The organism is Luteimonas yanweni (genome assembly GCF_039548475.1).
Lineage (GTDB): Bacteria > Pseudomonadota > Gammaproteobacteria > Xanthomonadales > Xanthomonadaceae > Luteimonas.
In genome coordinates this window covers 16335-39001 of record NZ_JBCLVC010000006.1, presented here as the reverse complement: position 1 = coordinate 39001, position 22667 = coordinate 16335, and the positions used below count along the sequence as shown (strand labels likewise).

21 protein-coding genes are annotated in these 22667 nt (G+C 70.7%); 14 read left to right on the top strand and 7 right to left on the bottom strand.

Features of this window, described 5'->3' with window-relative positions; all coding sequences use genetic code 11:
* The first annotated feature begins 82 nt into the window (after positions 1-82).
* A complete protein-coding gene (locus WCE39_RS01805; RefSeq protein WP_343275009.1) occupies positions 83-355 on the top strand; it encodes a hypothetical protein in 273 nt (90 codons plus the stop codon).
* 40 nt (positions 356-395) lie between these two features.
* On the opposite strand, the gene WCE39_RS01800 is transcribed toward WCE39_RS01805, so the two are convergent.
* Together WCE39_RS01800 and WCE39_RS01795 are read right to left on the bottom strand one after the other, a co-directional pair.
* Positions 396-791 (bottom strand): DUF3037 domain-containing protein, encoded by a 396-nt coding sequence (locus tag WCE39_RS01800; RefSeq protein ID WP_449283945.1) that lies wholly within the window; start codon positions 789-791, stop codon positions 396-398.
* Positions 778-1551: a HipA family kinase gene (locus WCE39_RS01795; protein WP_343275007.1), complete on the bottom strand. Its 774-nt coding sequence runs from the start codon at positions 1549-1551 to the stop codon at positions 778-780. The genes WCE39_RS01800 and WCE39_RS01795 overlap by 14 nt, the downstream gene beginning before the upstream one ends.
* Positions 1552-1708: 157 nt before the next feature.
* On the opposite strand from WCE39_RS01795, the gene WCE39_RS01790 reads away from it, so the two are divergent.
* Entirely contained in the window at positions 1709-3217 is a 1509-nt protein-coding gene (locus WCE39_RS01790) for an amino acid permease (RefSeq protein WP_343275006.1), read from the top strand.
* A gap of 1 nt (position 3218) precedes the next feature.
* Complete coding sequence (locus WCE39_RS01785) at positions 3219-4112, top strand: ATP-grasp domain-containing protein (RefSeq protein ID WP_343275005.1); 894 nt, start codon at positions 3219-3221, stop codon at positions 4110-4112.
* Here the strand turns inward: WCE39_RS01785 and dbpA are convergent.
* Together dbpA and WCE39_RS01775 are read right to left on the bottom strand one after the other, a co-directional pair.
* Positions 4109-5497 (bottom strand): ATP-dependent RNA helicase DbpA, encoded by a 1389-nt coding sequence (gene dbpA / locus WCE39_RS01780; protein ID WP_343275004.1) that lies wholly within the window; start codon positions 5495-5497, stop codon positions 4109-4111. The genes WCE39_RS01785 and dbpA overlap by 4 nt on opposite strands.
* Positions 5498-5606: 109 nt before the next feature.
* The gene (locus tag WCE39_RS01775) at positions 5607-5876 is read right to left on the bottom strand and encodes a hypothetical protein (RefSeq protein ID WP_343275003.1); all 270 of its coding nucleotides are present in this window, start codon (positions 5874-5876) and stop codon (positions 5607-5609) included.
* A 113-nt stretch (positions 5877-5989) separates the two neighbouring features.
* Between WCE39_RS01775 and WCE39_RS01770 the strand changes: the two genes are divergently transcribed.
* The 3 genes from WCE39_RS01770 to WCE39_RS01760 all read left to right on the top strand — a co-directional run bounded on the left by WCE39_RS01770 (position 5990) and on the right by WCE39_RS01760 (position 10655).
* On the top strand, positions 5990-7060 hold the full coding sequence (locus WCE39_RS01770) for a sensor domain-containing diguanylate cyclase (protein WP_343275002.1): 1071 nt from the start codon (positions 5990-5992) through the stop codon (positions 7058-7060).
* 110 nt (positions 7061-7170) lie between these two features.
* The gene (locus WCE39_RS01765; RefSeq protein WP_343275001.1) at positions 7171-9675 is read left to right on the top strand and encodes a DEAD/DEAH box helicase; all 2505 of its coding nucleotides are present in this window, start codon (positions 7171-7173) and stop codon (positions 9673-9675) included.
* A complete protein-coding gene (locus WCE39_RS01760; protein WP_343275000.1) occupies positions 9672-10655 on the top strand; it encodes a ribonuclease H-like domain-containing protein in 984 nt (327 codons plus the stop codon). Before WCE39_RS01765 ends, WCE39_RS01760 begins: the two co-directional genes overlap by 4 nt.
* Positions 10656-10739: 84 nt before the next feature.
* Here the strand turns inward: WCE39_RS01760 and WCE39_RS01755 are convergent, their stop codons facing one another.
* Positions 10740-11012: a hypothetical protein gene (locus WCE39_RS01755; protein ID WP_343274999.1), complete on the bottom strand. Its 273-nt coding sequence runs from the start codon at positions 11010-11012 to the stop codon at positions 10740-10742.
* Positions 11013-11227: 215 nt separating this feature from the next.
* Between WCE39_RS01755 and WCE39_RS01750 the strand changes: the two genes are divergently transcribed.
* The 6 genes from WCE39_RS01750 (at position 11228) to WCE39_RS01725 (ending at position 19508) form a co-directional block, all read left to right on the top strand.
* Positions 11228-11713 (top strand): pyridoxamine 5'-phosphate oxidase family protein, encoded by a 486-nt coding sequence (locus WCE39_RS01750; RefSeq protein WP_343274998.1) that lies wholly within the window; start codon positions 11228-11230, stop codon positions 11711-11713.
* Positions 11714-11724: 11 nt separating this feature from the next.
* Positions 11725-12720 (top strand): ligase-associated DNA damage response exonuclease, encoded by a 996-nt coding sequence (locus WCE39_RS01745; protein ID WP_343274997.1) that lies wholly within the window; start codon positions 11725-11727, stop codon positions 12718-12720.
* Positions 12720-14411, top strand: a complete 1692-nt coding sequence (locus WCE39_RS01740) for an ATP-dependent DNA ligase (protein WP_343274996.1) — start codon at positions 12720-12722, stop codon at positions 14409-14411. Before WCE39_RS01745 ends, WCE39_RS01740 begins: the two co-directional genes overlap by 1 nt.
* Positions 14411-16897, top strand: a complete 2487-nt coding sequence (locus tag WCE39_RS01735; RefSeq protein ID WP_343274995.1) for a ligase-associated DNA damage response DEXH box helicase — start codon at positions 14411-14413, stop codon at positions 16895-16897. Before WCE39_RS01740 ends, WCE39_RS01735 begins: the two co-directional genes overlap by 1 nt.
* Positions 16890-17591, top strand: a complete 702-nt coding sequence (gene pdeM, locus WCE39_RS01730) for a ligase-associated DNA damage response endonuclease PdeM (RefSeq protein WP_343274994.1) — start codon at positions 16890-16892, stop codon at positions 17589-17591. Before WCE39_RS01735 ends, pdeM begins: the two co-directional genes overlap by 8 nt.
* A gap of 78 nt (positions 17592-17669) precedes the next feature.
* Complete coding sequence (locus tag WCE39_RS01725) at positions 17670-19508, top strand: DUF885 domain-containing protein (RefSeq protein ID WP_343274993.1); 1839 nt, start codon at positions 17670-17672, stop codon at positions 19506-19508.
* 132 nt (positions 19509-19640) lie between these two features.
* Here the strand turns inward: WCE39_RS01725 and WCE39_RS01720 are convergent, their stop codons facing one another.
* Both WCE39_RS01720 and WCE39_RS01715 read right to left on the bottom strand, forming a co-directional pair.
* On the bottom strand, positions 19641-20216 hold the full coding sequence (locus WCE39_RS01720; protein WP_343274992.1) for a BON domain-containing protein: 576 nt from the start codon (positions 20214-20216) through the stop codon (positions 19641-19643).
* A gap of 95 nt (positions 20217-20311) precedes the next feature.
* On the bottom strand, positions 20312-21172 hold the full coding sequence (locus WCE39_RS01715) for a hypothetical protein (RefSeq protein ID WP_343274991.1): 861 nt from the start codon (positions 21170-21172) through the stop codon (positions 20312-20314).
* A gap of 119 nt (positions 21173-21291) precedes the next feature.
* Here WCE39_RS01715 and WCE39_RS01710 point away from each other — a divergent pair, with 119 nt between their 5' ends.
* Together WCE39_RS01710 and WCE39_RS01705 are read left to right on the top strand one after the other, a co-directional pair.
* The gene (locus tag WCE39_RS01710; protein WP_343274990.1) at positions 21292-21684 is read left to right on the top strand and encodes a hypothetical protein; all 393 of its coding nucleotides are present in this window, start codon (positions 21292-21294) and stop codon (positions 21682-21684) included.
* The gene (locus tag WCE39_RS01705) at positions 21684-22658 is read left to right on the top strand and encodes an NAD(P)H-quinone oxidoreductase (protein WP_343274989.1); all 975 of its coding nucleotides are present in this window, start codon (positions 21684-21686) and stop codon (positions 22656-22658) included. Before WCE39_RS01710 ends, WCE39_RS01705 begins: the two co-directional genes overlap by 1 nt.
* Positions 22659-22667 lie beyond the last annotated feature (9 nt).

The window sequence follows — 22667 nt, the reverse complement described above, 5'->3', positions numbered from 1 at the left end:
GTACACATGGAACCAGCTGCCTATTCATAAACGACCGGACGTGCTACAATACGCGTCGTAAGTTGTTGTAAACATTGAATTTATGGAGGAACAAATCAAAAATTACCTGAAGCAGTCATTCCTGTCCCTGATCCCCGGCAGCCGTCGCCGCCACCAGGGCACGCGCAGCCATGCGGCTCCCGCTCAAAGCATCACCCGCATCCAGGCGGGCATCCCGCAGGCGCATTCCGTGCCTGCCCACGTCAAGATGGCGTACCGCCGCCGCCGCTCGCTCCCCGGCTATACCCACGCCAGTTATCTGTCCCGGCCGCTCCGCGATTCGCGCGTGGGCCAGCCGATGTTCCGCATCAGCTGAGCAGGGGCGCAACCGCCCCGCGTACGCGCCACGCGTGCACTCACTCCGGCGCAATCCTCACCATCCGGTCCATCAGGTGTTCGACGATGGCGTCCATGTCGCCGCAGCGGCCCATGTGCACCGCCGAGGTCTGGATGATCGCGCTGCGCTTCGCGGTCAGCCAGTGGAAGCGGGCGCGCTGCGGCAGCTGGCCGATGGGGCCTGCATCCGGCCCGCCTTCGCAGATGCGCTGGATCGCGCCGAGGTGGCGTCGCAGCGTCGCCAGGTCCACCTGCGGGTCCAGCGCCCGCAGCCGCGCGTCGTCGAACTCGATCACGGCCCTGAGATAGCCGGTCTTCTCGCAGGACACGATCACGCCCACGTTGATGAACTCGCCGCGCTCGACGCGTGGCACCACGCGGATCACCGCGTAGTCGTAGCTGTCAGGCGCGCGCACGTTCGGCCTCCTTGACGAAGGCATGCGGCAGCGCGAGGCGTTGCTGCAGGTAGCGCGTGTAGGCCGCACGCTGCACGGCGGGCGTGCCGAAGGCGCCTTCGGACTGCAGCCACGCATCGGGGATCGCTTCCACGATGTCGGCCAGGCGTTCCGGTGGCAGCAGCGCCGTGAGGCGGGCATCCGCCTCGGCGAGTCCGCTGGCCCACGCCAGCAGCACGTGGTCGCGGATCAGCGGGAACGGCCGGCCCGCACCCGCCGTGTCGCCGTCCCAGCCATGGTGGAAGTACAGCGATGCGCCGTGGTCGATCAGGGTGAGCTGGCGGTGCCAGACCAGCAGGTTCGGATTGCGCGCGGTGCGGTCGACGTTGCTGGTGTAGGCGTCGAACCAGACGATGGCGGAGGCGAGGTCCGGCGATGGCTGTTCGGCCACGGGATCGAAGTTCATCGCGCCGGGAAGGTAGTCGAGCGCCAGGTTGAGGCCGGCGCTGGCCTTGATCAGCGACTGGATCTCGGGATCGCCCTCGGTGCGCGCCAGTTCGGCGTCAAGCGTGATGAACACGATCTCGGGCACGGGCAGCCCGAGCGCGCGTGCGATTTCGCCGGCGACGAGCTCCGCCACCAGCGCACGCGGCCCCTGGCCCGCGCCGCGGAACTTGAGGACGTACATGCCGTCGTCGTCGGCCTCGACGATGGCGGGCATCGAGCCGCCTTCACGCAGCGGCGTGACGTAGCGGGTGGCGGTGACCGTGCGCGGTTGCATGGGTGAAGCATAGCGCCCGGGCTCCGAGAGGCGGCCAGGCCCGGCCCTTTCGGCATTGTCCGCGCGGCGCCGGGCGGCGTAGTCTGCGGGCTCGTTCAGCGGCCGGGCCAACGCAGCCTGGAACGCGGACGGCCGACGTTTCCGCACGAGCGACCGAATGAGCCAGCAGCCCCGTCCGTCCCGCAGCCTGTTCCGCACCAAGTCCATCGAGCAGACCATCGCCGACTCCGTCGAGCCGGGTCGCGAGCTCAAGCGTTCGCTGACGGCCTGGGACCTGATGATCCTGGGCGTGGCGGTGGCGGTGGGCGCGGGCATCTTCTCGGTGGGCGCGCGCGCGGCGGGCAGCTTTGCGGGGCCGGCGGTCTCGGTGTCCTTCATGCTCGCGGCGCTGGCCTGTGCGCTCGCGATCATGTGCTATGCCGAATTCGCATCCAGCATTCCCGTCGCCGGCAGCGCCTACACCTACACCTACGCTACCCTCGGCGAGTTCCTGGCCTGGATCATCGGCTGGGACCTGATCCTGGAGCTGCTGACCGCCGCCGCGGTGATCGCCAAGTACTGGGGCATCTACCTGGCGATGGTGTTCGAACTGTTCGACGTGCACATACCCACCACGATCGGCGTGTTCGGGCTGGCCATGGACTGGGGCCCGCTGTTCATCGTCAGCGTGTTCACCGGCCTGCTGATCCTCGGTACCAAGATGTCGGCGCGGGTCAACAATGTGTTCACCATGATCAAGGTCGGCATCGTGGTGTTCGTGATCGTGGTCGGCCTGACCTATTTCAACGCCGACAACCTCACGCCCTTCGTGCCGCCGTCCGAGCCCGCGGGCGGGGCGGAGGGCGATGTCTGGTCGCAGTCGCTGCTGGCCTGGCTCACCGGCGCGGCGCCGGCGAAATACGGAATCGCGGGCGTGCTCTCTGGCGCGGCGCTGGTGTTCTTCGCCTTCATCGGCTTCGACGTGGTCGCGACCTCGGCGGAAGAGGTCAAGAATCCGCAGCGCACCCTGCCGCTGGGCATCTTCGGCGGCCTGGCCCTGGTCACCCTGCTGTATATCGGCGTCGCGTTCGCGCTGACCGGCATGGTGCCGTACACGGTGCTTGCCGAAGCCGAGAATCCGTCGCTGGCCACCGCCTTCGTGGCCGTGGGCGCGCCTTGGGCGGCGCAGGTGATCTCGGTCGGCATCCTGGTGGGCCTGACCACGGTGATCATGGTGCTGCTGATGGGGCTGTCGCGCGTGCTGCTGGCAATGAGCCGCGACGGCCTGCTGCCGCGCTGGCTCAGCGTCACCTCTGAAACGCGCAAGACGCCGGTGCGCCTGCAGTTGATCAGCGGCGCGGCGGTGGCGCTGCTGGCCGGCTTCACCCAGGTCGAGATCCTGGAAGAGATGATCAATATCGGCACGCTGTCGGCCTTCGTGCTGGTCAGCCTGGCGGTGGTGGTGCTGCGGCGCACGCGGCCGGACCTGAAGCGTGGCTACCGGGTGCCGTTCTCGCCCGTGCTGCCGGTCATATCGGCGCTGCTCTGCTTCTATCTGATGCTCAACCTGACCACGCTGACCTGGTTCCGCTTCGCGGTCTGGCTGGCGGTGGGCGCGGCGATCTACTTCGCCTACGGGCGCCGCAACGCGCGCGTGGGACGTCCGGGTACGGCCGGGGAAGGTTGAGGTGGCCGAGGTCGAGGTCGCCATCCTCACGCCCGACCCCGCGGTCGGCGAATACGCGCAGCTGTGGCCCCGGGTGCTCGCACGGCTGCAGGCCACGCTGCGGAACGAAGGCATCCGCGCAACGCCGACGCCCTGGACGGCGCACGTCGACGATGCTGCCGGGCTGCGCGACTTCGCGCAGGTGCTGCCGCTGCTGGCGTGGAGCTACCACCTGGACCACGCGCGCTGGCTCCGGGCCTGCGCGACCTGGCGGCGCACGGACCTGCCAATGGCCAACCCGGCCGAGGTGCTGGAGTGGAATTCCGACAAGCGCTACCTCGCCGGACTGGCGGCGCGGGGCGTCGCGATCCCGCACACGGCGTGGACGCCGGATCCGTCTCGCGCCCGGCTCGAACAGTTCTTCGACGAGACCGGTGCCGACGAGCTGATCGTCAAGCCCTCGGTCTCCGGAGGTGCGTGGAAAACGCAGCGCGTGCGCCGCCATAGCATCGATGAAGCCGTGGCAGCCGCTGCCGGCGGTGGCGACATGCTGGTGCAGCCCTACCTGTCCACCATCGCCAGCGAAGGCGAAACCTCGTTGCTGTACTTCGGCGGCCAGCTTTCGCACGTGGTGAACAAGCGCCCCGTGCCGGGCGATTTCCGCGTGCAGGAAACCTTCGGCGGGCAATACACGCTGCTGCGGGAGGCGCCGGCAGCTGCGCTTGAACTGGCCGCAGCGACGCTCGCGGCCATCGACGCCCCGCTGCTGTACGCACGCATCGACGTGGTGCCCGACGCGGAGGGCCGTTGGCTGCTGATGGAAGCGGAGCTGATCGAGCCCGACTTCTACCTGGGCGTGGATCCGGCGCGCGGCGCGGGCTTTGCCAGGGCGCTGCGTGCGCAGGTCCCCGGCTAGAGCGCGGCCACCCGGAACTTCCGGCCCTTGATCTTGCCTTCGCGCAGGCGTGCCAGCGCCTGCGGCGCCTGCGCGCGCGCGATCGCGACGTAGGCGCGCGTGGCCAGTACGTCGATCTTGCCGATCGCCTTCGCCGACAGGCCGGCGTCGCCGGTAAGCGCGCCCAGGATGTCGCCGGGACGCAGCTTGTCGCTCTTGCCGGCGTCGATGCGCAGCGTGGCCATCGCGGCCTTGGGAACGCCCTTCGGACGTCCCTCGACCGGCTGCGCGCGCTCGCGCGGCAGGGTGCGGAACTGGTGGTCCTCGATCGCCTCCATGCGCGGCAGCTCCTGCGGCGTGCACAGGGTCAGCGCGAGGCCCTCGCGCCCCGCGCGCCCGGTGCGGCCGATGCGGTGCATGTAGGTGTCCGGGTCCGAGGGCACGTCGTAGTTCACCACCGCGGCCAGGTCGTCGATGTCCAGGCCGCGCGCGGCGACGTCGCTGGCCACCAGCACATTGCAGCTGCGGTTGGCGAAGCGCATCAGGGTCTCGGCGCGGTCGCGCTGCTCCATGTCGCCGTGCAGGGCCAGTGCGTCGAAACCGTAGTGGGCCAGGGAAGCGGCGACCTCGTCGACGTCGCGGCGCATGTTGCAGAAGACCACGCAGGATTCCGGCCGGTGCTCGAGCAGCAGCGCGGCCAGCTGCTGCGCCTTGCGCCCGGGCTCGGCGTCCACCACCCCCTGGGTGATGGCCGGCGCGCCCGCGGCGCCGCCGACGCTGACCTCGGCAGGATCGCGCAGCATGGTCCTGGCCAGCGCGCGGATCGCATCGGGGAACGTGGCCGAAAACAGCAGGCGCTGGGTGTTGCGGGGAACGTGGCGGGCAACCTCGCGGATCTGGTCGCCGAAGCCCATGTCCAGCATGCGGTCGGCCTCGTCCAGCACGAAGGCCTGGACTCCGTCCAGCTGCAGCGCGCCCTGGGCGATGAGCTCGAGGATGCGCCCCGGCGTGCCGACGACCACGTGCGGCGCGTGCGCCAGCGAGGCCAGCTGCGGCGCCAGCGGGATGCCGCCGCACAACACCGACAGCTTCACGTTCGGGACCCCCAGGGCCAGCTTGCGCAACTGTGCACCCACCTGCTCGGCAAGCTCCCGGGTGGGGCACAGCACGAGCGCCTGGGTGCGCACCTGCGCGGGATCCAGCCGCTGCAGCAGCCCCAGGCCGAAGGCGGCGGTCTTGCCGCTGCCCGTGGGCGCCTGGGCGATGAGGTCGCGACCGTCCAGGATCGCGGGCAGCGCCTGCGCCTGCACCGGCGTCATCGCGGTGTAGCCGAGTGCCTCGACGCCGCGGAGCAGGGCCGGCGGCAGGGAGAGCGTGGAGAAGGGGGCTGCGGTATCGATATCCATGGCCCAATGATCGCAGCATTCCTGCCGTGGGAGTGGCGATGGCCGCGATTCGGCGACGTCGACCGCGGCTGCCGGCTTGCGCCGGTGCCGGCCACTGCTGTCGCCGCCGTCAGCGGCGCTCCCGCCCCTCGTCGTCGCTGAGGGTGTCGCTACGCACGTCGTCCGCGAAGGATCGTCCGTCCGCATCGACGTCGCCCGGCTGGTCGTCCAGGGCCACGTCCAGCAGGTCGGCGCCGGAATCGACGCCGATGTTGTCCATGGCCGAGGTCGCGCGGGGATCCTTGAGCTTCGGGCCGCGGGTTTCCGGCAGGTCGACGCCGTCGTCCAGGCTGGATTCGTCCGCGGGCGCGTCGGGCCGGGTGGGGTTGGACTTGGCCATGGGGCTCTCCGCTTCGTGGGGAACGCCACTGTGGTCCCCGGGGCGTCAAGGCGAGGCATACACGGGCGTCGATACACTGCCCGCATGTCCCGGATGCCACATACGGACCGCCGATGAACGCACCCGGCGTTCCCGCCGACGAAGCCGATCGCCTGGCCGAACTCGAACGCTATGACATCCTCGATACGCCGCCGGAGCAGGCGTTCGATGACCTGGTGGCGATCGCGGCGGCGGTCTGCGATACGCCGGTGGCCATGGTGACCCTGATCGACCGCGACCGGCAGTGGATCAAGGCGGCGTTCGGGATGAATCCGGCGGAATGTCGTCGTGAGGACTCGTTCTGCACGTACGCCATGCTCATGCCGCATGAGCTGCTGGTCGTGCCGGACACGTTTCAGGACCCCCGCTTCCGTGCCAGCCCGTGGGTCCTCGAACCACCCGAAGTCCGCTTCTACGCGGGTGCGCCGCTGGTGACGCCCGCCGGCCATGGCCTGGGCGCGCTCTGCGTGGTCGATCACCGGCCACGCGAGCTGGCGAGCGGGCAGCTGCGGGCACTGGAGGGTCTTGCGCGGCAGGCCGTCGCACAGATCGAGCTGCGTCGTGCAAATGCGGAACTGCGCCACCACGTCGCCGAACGCGCCTGGTACGAACAGCAGATGGAAATGGCGCAGCGGCAGCTGGCCGAAGAAAACGCACAGCTCGCGCATACCAGCCTGACCGACGAGCTGACCGGGCTGCCGAACCGCCGTGCCGCCGGCATCCGGCTGGAGCAGGCACGCGAGCGTGCGGCCGCGCTCGGCGCTCCGCTCTCGATCGCCATCGTCGACATCGACTTCTTCAAGGCCATCAACGATCGCCACGGCCACCCGGCCGGCGACGAAGTGCTGGTCCGCGTGGGCCAGGCGCTCGTCTCGCAGGCGCCGGAAGGCGCGATGGTGGCGCGCCTGGGTGGCGAGGAGTTCCTGGTGCTGCTGCCCGACCACGACCTGGTTGCCGCGACGGCCGCCTGCGAGGCGATGCGCGACGCGGTGGCCTCGATCGGCGGCGACCATCCGGTCACGATCAGCATCGGCATTACCGGCTGCGCCGCAGGCGACGACCTGTCACGCAACTACGCCCGTGCCGACCAGGCCCTTTACCGGGCCAAGCAGTCCGGCCGCAACCGGGTTGCCGTGCAGACCTGAAGGCGGGTCCGGCCCGGTGGCACCGGTCGCACCCCTTGGTGCCGGCGCGCAGTCGCACGGTGTGAGACGCCGATTGCGCAGGCTGCGCCACCGCCGTACCGGAGTCCGCATTGAACGCCATCACCCGGCCCGTCCAGGCCATCGCACCCGTGGGCGGCAGCACCCTGGCCGCGAGGCTCGAGGCCAAGTACCCGGGCCGGGTCACCGGCAGCCTGCTCCTGCGCGGCCAGGACGGTGACTACGCGCCGCTGCCCGACGATCTTCCGGAGCCGCTGGCCTGCGCCCTGCGCGCGCGCGGCATCGATCGCCTGTACAGCCACCAGGCCCGCGCCTGGAAGGCCACGCAGGCCGGGCGGCACCTGGTCGTGGCCACGCCCACGGCGTCGGGCAAATCGCTGTGCTACACGCTGCCGGTGGTCGCCGGCGCGCTGCGCGAGCGCGGCAAGGCGCTGTACCTGTTCCCGACCAAGGCGCTGGCGCAGGACCAGGTATCGGATCTGCTGGAGCTCAACGCCGCCGGCGACCTCGGCCTGCGGGCGGCCACCTTCGACGGCGACACCCCGGGCGACGCGCGCCGCGCGATCCGCGTCAGCGGCGACATCGTGGTCAGCAATCCCGACATGCTCCACCAGGGCATCCTGCCGCACCACACCAAGTGGGCGCAGTTCTTCGAGAACCTGCGCTACGTGGTGATCGACGAGATCCATACCTACCGTGGTGTGTTCGGCAGCCATGTCGCCAACGTGATCCGGCGCCTGAAGCGGGTGTGTGCGTTCTATGGCGCGTCGCCGACCTTCATCCTGTGCTCGGCGACCATCGGCAACGCCGGCGAACACGGGCGCGCGCTGATCGAGGCGGCGGGCGACGAGCTCGAGGTGATCGAGGACAGCGGCGCGCCGCGCGGCGACAAGCACGTGCTGCTGTGGAACCCGCCGGTGGTCAATCCCGACCTGGGCATCCGCGCCTCGGCGCGTTCGCAGTCCAACCGCATCGCGCGGCTGGCGATCCGCGCCGGGCTGAAAACGCTGGTGTTCTGCCAGTCGCGCTCGATGGTGGAAGTCCTGACGAAGTACCTGAAGGAAGTCTTCGACCACGACCCGCGCAAGCCGCGCCGCATCCGCGCTTACCGCGGCGGCTACCTGCCGACCGAGCGCCGCGCGGTGGAGCAGGACATGCGCGCGGGGCGTATCGACGGCATCGTCAGCACCTCGGCGCTGGAGCTGGGCGTGGACATCGGCAGCCTGGACGTGGTGGTGCTCAACGGCTATCCGGGCAGCATCTCGGCGACCTGGCAGCGCTTCGGGCGCGCGGGGCGCCGGCAGCAGCCGTCGCTGGGCGTGCTGGTGGCGAGTTCGGAGGCGCTGGACCAGTACGTGGTGCGGCATCCCGAGTTCTTTGCCGCGGCCAATCCGGAGCAGGCGCGGATCGAACCCGACCAGCCGCTGATCCTGCTCGACCACATCCGCTGCGCCGCCTTCGAGCTGCCCTTCCGCGACGGCGACGGCTTCGGTCCCGTGGACCCGGGTCCGTGGCTGGAGGTTCTGGCCGAAAGCGGCGTCCTGCACCAGGAGGGCGAGCGCTGGGAGTGGATCGCGGACAGCTATCCGGCGCAGGCGGTGAACCTGCGCTCGGTGGCCGACGGAAACTTCGTGGTGGTGGACCGCACCGACGGGCGCCAGGTGATCGTGGCCGAGGTCGATTACTCGGCCGCCGCGCTGACGCTGTACGAGGGCGCGATCCACATGATCCAGTCCGAGCCCTTCCAGGTGGAGCGCCTGGACTGGGAGGGCCGCAAGGCCTATGTGCAGCGCACGCAGGTCGACTATTACACCGATGCCATCGACTACACGAAACTCAAGGTGCTCGATGACATGGAGCAGGCGCCGGCCGGGCAGGGCTCCGCGCACATGGGCGAGGTGCACGTGCTGCGGCGGGTGTCGGGCTACAAGAAGATCCGCTTCCACACCCACGAGAACATCGGCTACGGCCCGGTGACGCTGCCCGACCAGGAGCTGCATACCAGTGCGGTCTGGTGGCAGCTGCCGCAGCGGGTGCTGGAGGACGCGTTCGCGATGCGCCACGAGGCGCTGGACGGCTTCCTTGGCGCGGCGCACGCGCTGCACCTGGTGGCCCAGGTCTCGGTGATGGCGGAATCGCGCGACCTCATGAAGGCAGTCGGCAGCGGCGATGGCGCGTGGTTCGCCGGGCGCAACCCGCGCGGGCGTGGCCAGCTGCGAGCGGGCGACGGCGGGCCGTCCGGCGACGGTGGCGGGATGGCGCTTCGCGCGGACGCTGATGGCGATGTCGAGGCGCGCGCCCATGCGGCACACGGCGCTGCCGATGCAGGTCGTGGCGTGCAGGTACTCGACGCCGCCGGACGCTTCACGCCCACGTTGTATCTGTACGATAACTACCCGGGCGGCGTGGGGCTGTCCTCGCCGCTGTACGAACGCCGCGACGAGCTGGTCGCGCGCGCGCGCGCGGTGGTCGCGGACTGCGACTGCCACGCCGGCTGTCCGGCCTGCGTGGGCCCGATCCTCGAGGCCGACGAGGACGGGAGCGGAACGCCACGGCAGCTGGCCCTGCGCGTGCTCGAACTGCTGGCGTCGGCGTGAGCGCGCTGGCGAAGAAGCTGGCCGGGCTGCGGCGGCAGGCCGGGGTTGCCGGCGGTACGGGCGCGTCCGATAAACCGCGCGCCCTTGCAGTGCAGGACGGCGGTGCGTCGTACCGGGTCGATGGCGACAGCCGTGCCGCAGGGTCGCGTTTGGCGGCCGCGGTCGAGCCCGGTTCCGCCGGAGCAGGCGCACCGGCGGGGTCCGCGCGCGACGCCACCATCGCGCACCTCCGCACCCTGCTGAAGATCCGCGCGCCCGTTGTCTCGGCCGCCCCTCGAAGCATCGACCGCGCGCTACCCGGTGACGAGATCGCCGCCGGCCTGCGCTACCACGAGCAATGGACGCCCTGGTCGCCGGGCGAGGACGTGCTGTCGCTGCACGGCATCGGCCAGGACAGCATCGCGCGCGAACACCTGCTGGCCTTCGACACCGAGACCACGGGCCTCGCCGGCGGCACCGGCACCCGCGCCTTCATGATCGGCGCCGCCGACTGGCGCGACGGCGGCCTGCGCATCCGCCAGTTGTGCATCACGAAACTGGCGGCGGAAGAGGCGATGCTGCGCGCCTTCGCCGGCTGGCTGGGCGAGGAGACCGCGCTGGTCAGCTACAACGGCAAGAGCTACGACCGCCCGCTGCTGTCCACGCGCTACAGGCTCGCGCGCCTGCCGGATCCGGTGTTCGGGCGCCGCCACATCGACCTGCTGCACCCGGTGCGCCGGCGCTACCGCGGCGTGTGGGCCAACTGCCGGCTGGCGACGGTGGAGCAGGAGCTGCTCGGCGTACTGCGCGAGGACGACCTGCCGGGTTCGGAAGCGCCCGGTGCATGGCTGGGTTACCTCCGCGGCGGCAGCGCCTCCAAGCTGCGCCGCGTCGGCCTGCACAACGCGCAGGACCTGCGCAGCCTGTGCGGCCTGCTGGAGGCGCTGCAGGACCAGGGCGAAGGCGAGTCCACGGTCTGTCCGCTGCCGGAGATCGCCTGAGGATCGCCAGGAGTCGATCCTCGTCCCGGCGCTTCCGGCCCTGCGCGATGCCGTTCAATCCCCGAGGCCTGGTCCCGATCCGTTTCATCCGGCGCCCGGGCCGTGTCTACGCCGCATCACCAGGCCGATTTCACCGATCACCGCCGTCAGGAGGATCAGCGAGTTGGTGACGATGAACACCCAGTTGTCGAGCATCCAGCTGTACACGATGAAGCCGGTCGAGGCCGCCATCTGGCCGATGAACAGCCAGCGCGACACGCCCTTGGCGTCCTTGTCCTTCCACTGGGTGACGATCTGGCGGCCGAGGGTGGCGAGCAGGATGGCCGAGGCCACCCAGCCGATGATGTCGGGATTCATGGGTTGGAGGTGTCCGGGATGACAGGGATGGTTCGATCATGTGGGGAGGAGGGTCCCCGGCGGGTGAACCGGGCGCGGGGGGTCACCGCGGCATCGCGGCATCGCGGCCATGGCCGCTCCCACGAAGGTGCGTCGGGGGTCCGGATCCGGCACGCACGTGGTTATCACCGGCGCGGTGATTACATCGATGCTCCAAATCCCATCTGGAGTTGATCGTGACCGACCCCCGCGAACTCGAAGAAAAATTCTGGAAGGCGCTTGAGAGCGACCGCACCGTGATGCTCGGCCTGGATGGCAAGGAAGACGGCCACGCACGACCGATGACCGGGCTCGCCGAAGAGCGTCGCGCCCCGATCTGGTTCTTCACTTCCGCCGACAACCTGCTGGTGAAGCAGCTCGGCTCAGGCAGCGGGCGGGCGATCGCCGGCTTCGCCTCCAAGGGCCACGACTTGTTTGCCAGCATCCGCGGCACCCTGCGCGTGGACACCGACCGCGCGGTGGTCGAGCGCCTGTGGAACCCCTTCGTCGGTGCCTGGTACGAGGGCAAGGACGATCCGAAGATCCGCCTGCTGCGCCTGGATGCCGAAGACGCCGAAGTGTGGGTCGACGCCTCCAGCATGGTCGCGGGCGTGAAGATGCTGCTCGGCATCGACCCGAAGAAGGAATACTCGGACAAGGTCGGCGAGGTCGACCTGCGCTGAGCGGCGCGGCGGTGGCGCGGGGCGATCTGGTGGTCTCCACGCCGGCCGGGCTGTACTGCCCGGCCGGCGATTTCCATATCGATCCCTCGCGGCCGGTGCCGCGCGCTGTGATCACCCACGGCCACGGCGACCACGCGCGCACGGGCATGGGCCGCTACCACGTTGCCGAAGAAGGTCTCCCCATCCTGCAATGGCGACTCGGCCACCAGGACTATCGCGTGCATGCGCGTGGCGAACGTGTGCGCATCGGTGGCGCGCTGGTGTCCTTCCATCCTGCCGGGCATGTGCTGGGCTCGACCCAGGTGCGGATCGAGGTGGACGGCGAGGTCTGGGTGGCCTCCGGTGACTACAAGCGTGACCCCGACCCGACCTGTCTCCCGTTCGAGGTCGTGCCCTGCGATGTGTTCATCACCGAATCGACTTTCGGCCTGCCGATCTATCGCTGGCCGCTGGCGTCGGCAGTCGCCCGCGACATGGTCGAATGGCGCGACGAGTGCGCAGCCAACGGCGAGGCCGCGATCCTGTACTGCTACGCGCTCGGGAAGGCGCAGCGCGTCCTGGCCGAGCTCGCCGCGTTCACCGACCGGCCCGCATTCGTGCATGGCGCGATCGACGCCGGCGTGCAGGTCTATCGCGACGCCGGCGTGGCGATGCTCGAAACCCGCCGCGTGGCCGACGAGGCGCGCGGCGCCGACTTCGCCGGCGAACTGGTGATCGCGCCGCCGTCGGCGGCAGGGAGCCCGTGGATCCGCCGGTTCAAGCGCGCCCAGCAGGGCTTCGCATCGGGCTGGATGCGCATCCGCGGCAACCGCCGGCGGCGCAACTACGACCGCGGCTTCGTCGTGTCCGACCACGCCGACTGGCCGGCGCTGTTGCGCACCGCGCACGAGACCGGTGCGCGACGGGTGATCGCCACCCACGGCGACACCGACGCACTGGTGCGCGTGCTCAACGAACGCGGCATCGACACCGGCGTGTTCGCCACGGACTACGGCGAGGACGACTGATGCGCCGCTTCGCCGCCCTCTACGAGCGGCTCGACCGCAGCACCGGCACCCTGGACAAGCGCCGCGCGCTGGTCGCGTACTTCCGCGATGCGCCGCCGCGCGACGCCGCCTGGGCGCTGTGGCTTCTGGCCGGCGGGAAGATCGGCGGTGCACGCGCGAAGATCGCGGGCACGGGTGAGCTGCGGGCGTGGATCGGAGAGGAAAGCGGTACGCCGGACTGGCTGGTCGAGGCCTGCCACCACCAGGTCGGCGACCTCGCGGAGACGCTGGCGCTGCTGCTGGACGACCCGCCTGCCGTCGGTGACCTGGGCGTGCCGGGCGAGGCCGGCGACGGCGATCGCGCGCCCGGTGCGGCCGAGACCCGCGATGGCATCGTCGCCGACCCGCTGGACGAAGCCAGCCTTGCCGACTGGATCGAACACCGCCTCGCGCCGATCGCCAACGCCGAACCCGAAGCGCGCCGCGCGGTGGTGGTCGGCGCGTGGCACGGCCTCGCCTTCCGCGAACGCCTGGCGTTCAACAAACTGTTGACCGGCGCGCTGCGGGTGGGCGTGTCGCAGGGCCTGGTGCAGAAGGCCCTCGCTGAAATGTCCGGCGTGGATATCGCGCTGATCGCGCAGCGCATGCTCGGCCGCTGGACGCCCAGCGCCGCGTTCCTCGAAGGCCTGCTTTCGGCGGAGCCACAGGCCGGTGACACCGCGCTGCCCTATCCCTTTTTCCTGGCGTCGCCGCTGGAAGGCGAGCCGGATGCGCTCGGCCCGATCGACGACTGGCTGCTGGAATGGAAGTGGGACGGGATCCGCCTTCAGCTGATCCGCCGCGACGGCGCGGTCGCGCTGTGGTCGCGCGGAGAGGAGCGCATGGATGGCCGCTTCCCGGAAATCGAAGCCGCCGCGGCGCTGCTGCCGCGCGACTGCGTGATCGACGGCGAACTGCTTGCCTGGCAACCGGGCGAAGCGGACCCGATGCCGTTCAGCGCACTGCAGACCCGCATCCAGCGGCTCAAGCCCGGACCGAAGTCCCTCGCCGCAGCGCCGGCCCGCGTACTTGCCTACGACCTGCTGGAGCTTGAAGGCGAAGACCTGAGGGCACGTCCACTGCACGAGCGCCGTGCGCTGCTCGGGGGGCTGATTCCCGATGCCGGCACCGATCGCATCGTGAATTCCCCCGCCGTCGATGCCGACGATTGGATCCACGCCGCCACGCTTCGCGAACAGTCCCGCGAGCGCGGCGTCGAAGGCCTGATGCTCAAGCGCGTCGACTCGCCCTATCGCCACGGCCGCAAGCGCGGCGACTGGTGGAAGTGGAAGGTCGACCCGCTCAGCATCGACGCGGTGCTGATCTATGCCCAGTCCGGCCACGGCCGCCGCAGCACGCTGTTCACCGACTACACCTTCGGCCTCTGGGACGGCGATGCGCTGGTGCCCGTGGCCAAGGCCTATTCGGGCCTGGACGACGCCGAGATCCTGCGCCTGGACCGCTGGATCCGGGCGCACACGCTCGAGCGCTTCGGCCCGGTGCGTTCGGTCGAGGCAGTGCAGGTGTTCGAGCTCGGCTTCGAGGGCGTGAACCGCTCCGCGCGACACAAGTCAGGCATCGCCGTGCGCTTCCCGCGCATCCTGCGCTGGCGCGAGGACAAGCCCGCCAGCGAAGCCGACCGCCTGGACAGTCTGCGGGCGCTGGCGCGGTGATGACGGCTGGCCGCGGTGCCCACGGCCCCGGAAGGCGCGCCGACGCGCCGCTGGAGGCATGGTTCACGGCCCAGGGCTGGCGTCCTGCGGCCTTCCAGCGCGACGCGTGGCGCCGCTACCTGCGCGGCGAGTCCGGGCTGCTGGTCACGCCCACCGGCAGCGGCAAGACCCTGGCCGCAGCCGGCGGGCCGCTGCTGGAAGCGCTGCGCCTGGGTGACACCGCGGCGCCGAAGCGTGCCACCGCGTCCACGCCGCCGCGCCTGCGCCTGCTCTGGATCACACCGCTGCGCGCACTTGCCGTCGACACCGTGCGCGCGCTGCGCGAGCCGATCGAGGCGCTGGGCGTGCCCTGGACCGTGGCCATGCGCACCGGCGACGCCGGCGCCCGCGACCGCCGCCTCGCGCGCAGGGGCCTGGCCGACGTGCTGGTCACCACGCCGGAATCGTTCGCACTGGCGCTGTCGTATCCGGATGCCGGCGACATCCTGTCCGGCGTGCGCGCGGTGGTCGTCGACGAATGGCACGAACTGCTCGGCAGCAAGCGCGGCGTGCTGCTGCAGCTCTGCCTGGCCCGCCTGCGCGCGCTGGCCCCGGGCGCGCGCACCTGGGGCCTGTCGGCGACGCTGGGCAACCTCGATGAAGCGCGCGACGTGCTGCTGCCGCACGCGCCGGCCGCGGCCATCCTGTCGGCGCCGAAGCGGCGGAAGATGATCCTCGAGACCCTGCTGCCCGGCGAAGGCGAGCGATTCCCCTGGGCCGGCCACCTCGGCCTGTCGCAGCTCGAACGCGTCGCCGCCGAACTGCAGCGCGCGCGCAGCAGCCTGCTGTTCACCAATACCCGCTCGCAGGCCGAACTCTGGCACCGCGCGCTGCAGTCGGTGTGGCTGGACGACCCGTCCACGCTCGCGCTGCACCACGGCTCGCTCGATGCCTCGCTGCGCGCCGCCGCCGAGTCCGGCCTGCGCGACGGCAGCGTGCGCTGCGTGGTCGCGACCTCCAGCCTGGACCTGGGCGTCGACTTCCCGGCCGTCGACCAGGTGCTGCAGGTGGGCAGCCCCAAGGGCATGGCGCGCCTGCTGCAACGCGGCGGCCGCGCGCGGCATCGACCGGGCGAAGCGGGCCGCGTGGTCTGCGTCCCGACGCATGCGCTGGAACTCGCCGAATACGCGGCGGCGCGTAGCGCGCTGGCGTCCGGGCGCATCGAATCACGGCCGCCGCCACGGCTGTCGCTCGACGTGCTGGCACAGCACTGCGTCACCCTGGCCCTGGGCGGCGGCTTCGAAGCGGATGCGCTCCTGGCCGAAGTCCGCGGCACGCATGCCTTCGCCGATCTGTCCGATGCCGCCTGGCGGGCCGTGCTCGATTTCATCGTGCGTGGCGGCAGCGCGCTGGAGTCCTATCCCGACTACCGCCGCGTGCTGCGCGACGACGACGGCCGCTACCGCGTGCACGACCGCCGCGTCGCCTTCCGCCACCGCTTGTCGATCGGAACCATCACCAGCGACGGCGGCGTGCAGGTGCGCTTCCTCAAGGGCGGCCACCTGGGCACGGTGGAGGAGGCGTTCGTCTCGCGCATGCGGCCGCGCGACCGGTTCCAGTTCGCCGGCCGCACGCTGGAGCTGGTGCAGCTCAAGGACATGACCGCCTACGTGCGCATCGCAAAACGCAGTGATGGTGCCGTGCCGCGCTGGCAGGGCGGCCGCATGCCGTTGTCGAGCGAGCTGGCCGCGGAGGTGGAGGCGATCATCGGGCAGCCCGCGGACAGCCCGGAAATGCGCGCGCTGGCACCGCTGCTCGCGCTGCAGTCAAAGCTTTCGGCCCTGCCGACGCCCGACAGCCTGCTGGTGGAGGCGGCGAAGACCCGGCAGGGCTGGCACCTGTTCGTCTTCCCCTTCGCCGGCCGCGCGGTCCATGAAGGCCTGGCGCCGCTGCTCGCGCTGCGCTGGGCGCGCGAAGCGCCCAACACCTTCGCCTGGGCGGTGAACGACTACGGCCTGGTGCTGAACGCGCAAGCCGAAGCCTGGCCCGATCCGGGGCTGCTCGAACGCATGCTCGCACCCGACCACCTGCTGGACGACCTCACCGCCAGCCTCAACCTGGCCGAGCTCGCGCGCAGGCAGTTCCGCGAGATCGCGCGCGTGGCCGGCCTGCTGCCGCCGTCGCTTCCCGGCCGCGCAATCCGCTCGCTGCGCCAGCTCCAGGCCTCCAGCGGCCTGCTGTTCGACGTGCTGCGCCGCCACGATCCCGGCCACGTGCTGCTGGCCCAGGCGGAGCGCGAAGTGCTGGAGGCGCAGCTCGAGATCCGCCGGCTTGGCGAGGCGCTGGAGCGCTGCCGCGGGCGCCGGCTGGATCTGCACCGTCCGCGCGGCCTGACGCCGCTGGCCTTCCCGCTCTGGGCCGATTCCCTGCGTGGCCAGCTCAGCACGGAAGATTGGCGCACGCGCGTGCGGCGCGCGGCCGGACAACTCGAGAAGCGCCATGGATGAGGCCCCGGGCGATGTGGCCGATCTGCTCATCGCGGGCGAGCCAATGCGACTGCATGCCGACCGCGCCCTGTACTGGCCCGCGCGCGGGCGCCTGCTGATCGCCGACCTACACCTGGGCAAGGGCGACATCCTGCGCGCGGCAGGGATCCCCGTACCCACCGGCGGCACCGGCCACGACCTCGCGCGCCTGGACGCGCTGCTGCGCGCCACCGGGTCCCGCGAGCTGTGGGTGCTGGGCGATTTCCTGCACGGCCGCCGCCATCCGCGCTTTGAAGCCGCCTGGCGCGCGCTGCTCGCCGCGCATCCCGGCGTCGTGGCCAGCGTGGTCGCCGGAAACCATGATCGCAGCCTGGCGCCTGACGCCGTCGGCATCGTGCACCTGCCCGATGACGTGCGCGACGGACCATTCCGCTTCCGCCACGAGCCGGTACCCGTGCCCGACAGCGACCAGGCCGGCGTCGATCAGTCGACGGGCCATGTGATCTGCGGCCACGTGCATCCGGTGGTGCGGCTGCCGGGCCTGCCGGGCCGCCACCCGGCGCTTGCACTCGCGGCGCACCAGGCCATCCTGCCCGCGTTCTCGGCGTTCACCGGCGGCCAGGTGCTGGAACCGGGGCAGAGCTGGATTGCCTGCGCCGATGGCACCCTGGCGGGACATATGGACCGCGAATGGCGAGCTGGACCGCGGCGGTGATGATGCCGTCGCGATCGGCCCGCTTCGGTCATGCGACGGATTGGGCATACTCCGGGTCCCGTTGAAGGAGACCCGTGCATGCTTTCCAGGAGTCGGATCCGCCTGCGCGTTCGCGCGCTGCTGGTTGTTTCGCTGCTCGCATGCGCGGGCCCCACCTTGGCGCAGGAGCAGGCCAAGACCGCGGCACCGGCCGATGGTTCCATCGCGAACGCGCCCGCCGCCGATACGCCCGCAGGTGCGCTGCATGCGCTGTTCGACGCCCACGGCACGTGGAACGAGCGGGAATACGGCTATGCATTCGTCGACGGGCGCTGGCGCGCACCTGGCTACCTGCCATCGAACACTCCCGAAACCTGGGCGCGCCGCACCGCCTATTGGGCGGACACGCTGGCGGAGCTCGATGCGATCCCGGTCGATACGCTCTCGCGCGAGGACCAGGTCAACCTCGCCGTGTTCCGCGCCACCATCGAAGCCGATCACGTGAACGCCGTGCGCCGCACCTGGGAGGCGCCGTTCAACAGCGACACCTTCTTCTGGACCGGCTTCGCCCCGCGCGAACCCTGGCGCGAAGAGTCCGAATGGCGAAACTACATCGGCCGCCTGCATGACGTGCCGCGCCACTTCCGCGAGCATATCGACAACATGGAGCGCGGGCTTGCACGTGGCTGGAGCGTGCCGCGGGCATCGCTGGATGACCGCGACAATACGATCGAGAGCTATACGCTGGAAGACGCGGGCAACCCGATCCTCGCCGCCTTCGACACCATCCCGCTCTCGATCCCCGAGCCCGCGCGCACGCAGCTGCGCGAAGAGGGCAGGCGGGTCGTGCTGGAGGAGGTGGTGCCCGCCTACCGCCAGCTGCTCGCCTACATGCGCGAGGACTACCTGCCGCGCACGCGCACCAGCATCGCGGCCAGTGCGCTGCCCGACGGCGCCGCGTTCTACCGCACCCAGATCCGCGAATACGTCACCCGCGACATGGACCCGCGCGAGATCCACGAGCTGGGACTGACCGAGGTCGCGCGGATATCGGCGGAGATGCGCGAGGTCATGGCGCGCGCCGGATTCGAAGGCACGTTCGAGGAGTTCCTGGCCTATCTGCGCTCGGACCCGAAGTTCTACGCGCAGACCCCGCGCGAGCTGCTGGCCACCGCGGCCTATGTTGCCAAGAAGGTCGACGGCCAGCTCAAGCACGTGCTCGGCACGCTGCCGCGCTACCGCTTCACCATCCTGCCGGTGGCCGACGACATCGCGCCCAACTACACCGCCGGCCGTGGTGGCCTGGACGCGTGCTGGTTCAACACCTGGGACCTGCCGTCGCGGCCGCTGTACAACCTGCCGGCGCTGGTGCTGCACGAATGTTCGCCCGGCCACAGCCTGCAGGCGGCGCTCGCGCTGGAGGCGCCGGAGCGTCCTGCGTTCCGCGCCAGGACGTACTTCTCGGGCTACGGCGAGGGATGGGCGCTGTACACCGAGTGGCTGGGCACGCAGATGGGCATCTACGAGACGCCGTACGAGGACTTCGGCCGGCTCACCTTCGAGATGTGGCGCGCCGCGCGGCTGGTGATCGACACCGGCATCCACGAGTACGACTGGAGCCGCGAGCAGGCGATCGAATACCTGGCAAGCCATACCGCGCTGGCGCGGCACGACATCGTCAACGAGGTCGACCGTTACATCTCCTGGCCGGGCCAGGCGCTGTCGTACTACATCGGCTACAGGACCATCCGCGACCTGCGCGCCGAGGCCGAGCGCGAACTGGGCACCGGCTTCGACCAGAAGGCGTTCCACGACACCATCCTGCGCCTGGGTTCGGTGCCGCTGCCGGTGCTGGACGAGGAAGTCCGCGCGTTCATCCAGTCGCAGAAGCAGGCCGCGGCCCCGGGCCCGCAGCCATCATCACGATCGCAGCTATAGCTGCTCCCACAACAGCTGCTCCTACAACAGCGCGCTCGTGGGAGCCGCTATAGCCGCGATGGTGCAGGAGCGCGGCCGATGACGTCGATTACGATCGCAGCATGAGCGGCTCCCGCAAGGGCTTTCCGGCCCTCAGAGATTCGCCGACGGTCCGGACGCTCCGCCGGCGGTAGACGTGCCCGCAGTGGACGTGCCCGCGCTCGAGGTCCCGACAGTGGAAGCGCCCGCACCTGCCGCGCCTGCCGCGCCTGCGGTCGACGATCCGGCACCAACCGACGGCGGCGGGCCGACCCGCAGCGCGTTTTCCACGTCGCGCACGCCGCCGCAGTCATCGGCCAGGTCCTCGGCCAGGCGCTTCATCATCCGGTGCGGAACGGTGCCGGCGAGTTTCACCACGCCGTCCTGCACGGTGACGGTGATGTCGCTGGCGTCCAGGGCGTCGCTGTCGGTGAGGGCATCGCAGACATCTTCGCGTACGCGTCCGTCGTCGCGCCGGTAGCCACGCGGGCCGATGCCGCGATAGCCGTGCACGGTCACGCCGGCGCCGGCAGCACCGGCACCGCCTGCGGCACGGCCCAGGTTGAATTCTTCACGCTTCTCGCCCAGCCAGTCCCGGGCGGCGCCGACGCAGCGGCCACCGAGCTTCATCGCGTCGCGCGCGACTTCGCGGAATTCGTCAGTGGCGGGGCCTGTGGTGGATCGGGTCATGGGAATGTCTCCATCGGGGGAAGGCGCGGGCGCGGGGCCCGCTGCAGGCAGTGTCCACCGCGAGACGTTCAAGCGGCGTCATGTTTTGCACAGGCTCAGCTGGCGTCGTCCACTGGATAGACCGCACGTATCGGGCAGCCGAACCTGGCGCCAAGGATCTGGAGGCGTGCGGAGCCGGTCATCAGGAAGTCCGCGGGGCGGCCATCGTGCGCGATCAGCGGCTGGCCGCGGCCGCCCGCGCCGCTGCCCACGCCGCTGCCCACGCCGCTGCCCACGCCGCTGCCCACGACGCCGGTCCTGATGTCGTCGCCCGGATTCCCGCAGATCAGGCCGATGCCCATGCCCGAATGGAAAGCAACCTCGACCGGGCCCGCAAGATGCGGACAGGACTGCACCAGTTCCACGCGGTAATAGCGGTTGCCACCGGAGCGGCGCGGGTTCACCTCCACCACCAGGCCCTTTGGATCCTCCGACCAGCCGCGCACGTGCCGGGGGTTGAAGCAATAGCTGTGCGAGGCCGCAAATCCGTGCCGGCGCTCGCCCCTGACCACGACCGTCGCCAGCGTGGTGCTGCCGTCGGCGCTGGTCTGGCTGACACGCGCATGCTGGGCGTACTCGGCGGACGTGATCGGCTCGACCTCGCTGACCGGGCAGTTCCGTCCATCCATCGCCACGAATTCGTTGCCCGTGCCGCACATCCAGCCGTTGGCGGCCAGCAGCCGCGCGCTGGTCTCGGTGGCGCCGGAGCAGTCCGCGCCCAGCCCCACGCGGAAGCGCCGGCCGTCGGACTGCACCATCGCCAGGGTCCGGTCGTCGGACTGGAACACTTCGCGCACTTCGCGTGCGTCCAGGCACTGCGGTGCCGGCGGGATGCGCGCCTGGGCAAGGGCGGCGGACGGCGCGAGCAGCGCGAATGCCGCGCTGATGAACAGCAGTGGCGGGGCGAGTGCGGTCATGGCATCCATACCGGTGCAGGGATGCGTGCGAGTGTAGGCCATGCATTGTTTCAGCCGGCCGCTTGCCCCGCGTGGAGCGGCGTTCCACGATGGCGGCCATCGAACGGACGGAGTTCCACATGCAGACCATCAACGTGCCGGTCTCGGTCGGCGAGCTGGCCGACAAGATCTCGATCCTGCAGATCAAGCATGAGCGAATCAACGACGCCGCCAAGCGCGCGCATGTCGAAGTCGAACTCGGTGGCCTGCGGCCCATCTGGCAGGGGCTGGTCGATCGGCAGCCGGAGCTCGCCGGGTGCTACGACCGCCTGAAGGCGGCCAACGAGCTGATGTGGGACGTGCAGGACGGCCTTCGCGCCAGGGAGGCGGCGAAAACCTTCGACCACGAATTCATCGAACTCGCGCGCGCGGTGGCGGTGCGAAACGGCGAGCGGGTGGCGATCAAGAACGAGATCAACCGCCTGTCGGGTTCCGCGTTCGTCGAAGAGAAGCAGTACCAGGCTGGCAGCTGATGGCCGCGCTGATGACCGCCATCGCGATCCGCGATGGCGCCGGTCCCGCCGAAGCGCTGCATGCAGTGCAGGTTCCCAGGCCGGTGCCGGGTGAAGGCGAGTTGCTGGTCCGCGTGCGCGCCGCGGGTGTGAACCGGCCGGACATCCTGCAGCGCGAAGGCCGCTATCCGCCGCCGCCGGGTGCGCCGGAAGGCCTCGGGCTGGAGGTGGCGGGCGAGGTCGTTGCAGGCAGCGGACGCTGGCAGCCGGGGGATCGCGTCTGTGCGCTGCTGGGCGGCGGCGGCTACGCCGAGTACGCCGTGGTCGATGCGCGCCACGCGCTGCCCGTTCCCGCCGGGCTCGACTTCGTCCAGGCCGCGGCGCTGCCGGAAACCGTGTTCACCGTCTATGCCAACGTGTTCGAACATGGCGCGCTGCAGGCCGGCGAGACGCTGCTGCTGCACGGCGCCACGTCCGGCATCGGCGTGGCTGCGATCCAGATGGCGAAGGCTGCCGGTGCGCGCGTGGTCGCGACCAGTCGCGGCGCGGAGAAGGCCGCGGCGGCGCTGGAGCTCGGCGCCGATGTCGCCATCGACACCACATGCGAGGATTTCGGGGCCGCGGCCATGGCTGCCGGCGGCGTCGACGTCGCCCTGGACATGGTCGGCGCGTCCTACCTCGCGGCCACCCTGGACGCGCTCAACGCGGGTGGGCGCATCGTCTACATCGCAGCGCAGGGCGGCGGCGTTCTGGAACTGCCGCTGGTCACGCTTATGCGCAAGCGCGCAGTGGTTACCGGCTCACTGCTGCGCCCGCGCAGTGCCGACCAGAAAGCGCGCCTGGCCGAGGCAGTCGAGCGCGTGGTCTGGCCGTGGATCGAGGCCGGCGCCGTGCGTGCGGTGGTCGACCGCAGCTTCACCCTGGAGCAGGCGGCGCAGGCACATGCGTGGCTGGAAAGCGGCCGGCATGCGGGCAAGGTCGTCCTGGTGACCTGAGCGGCCCGG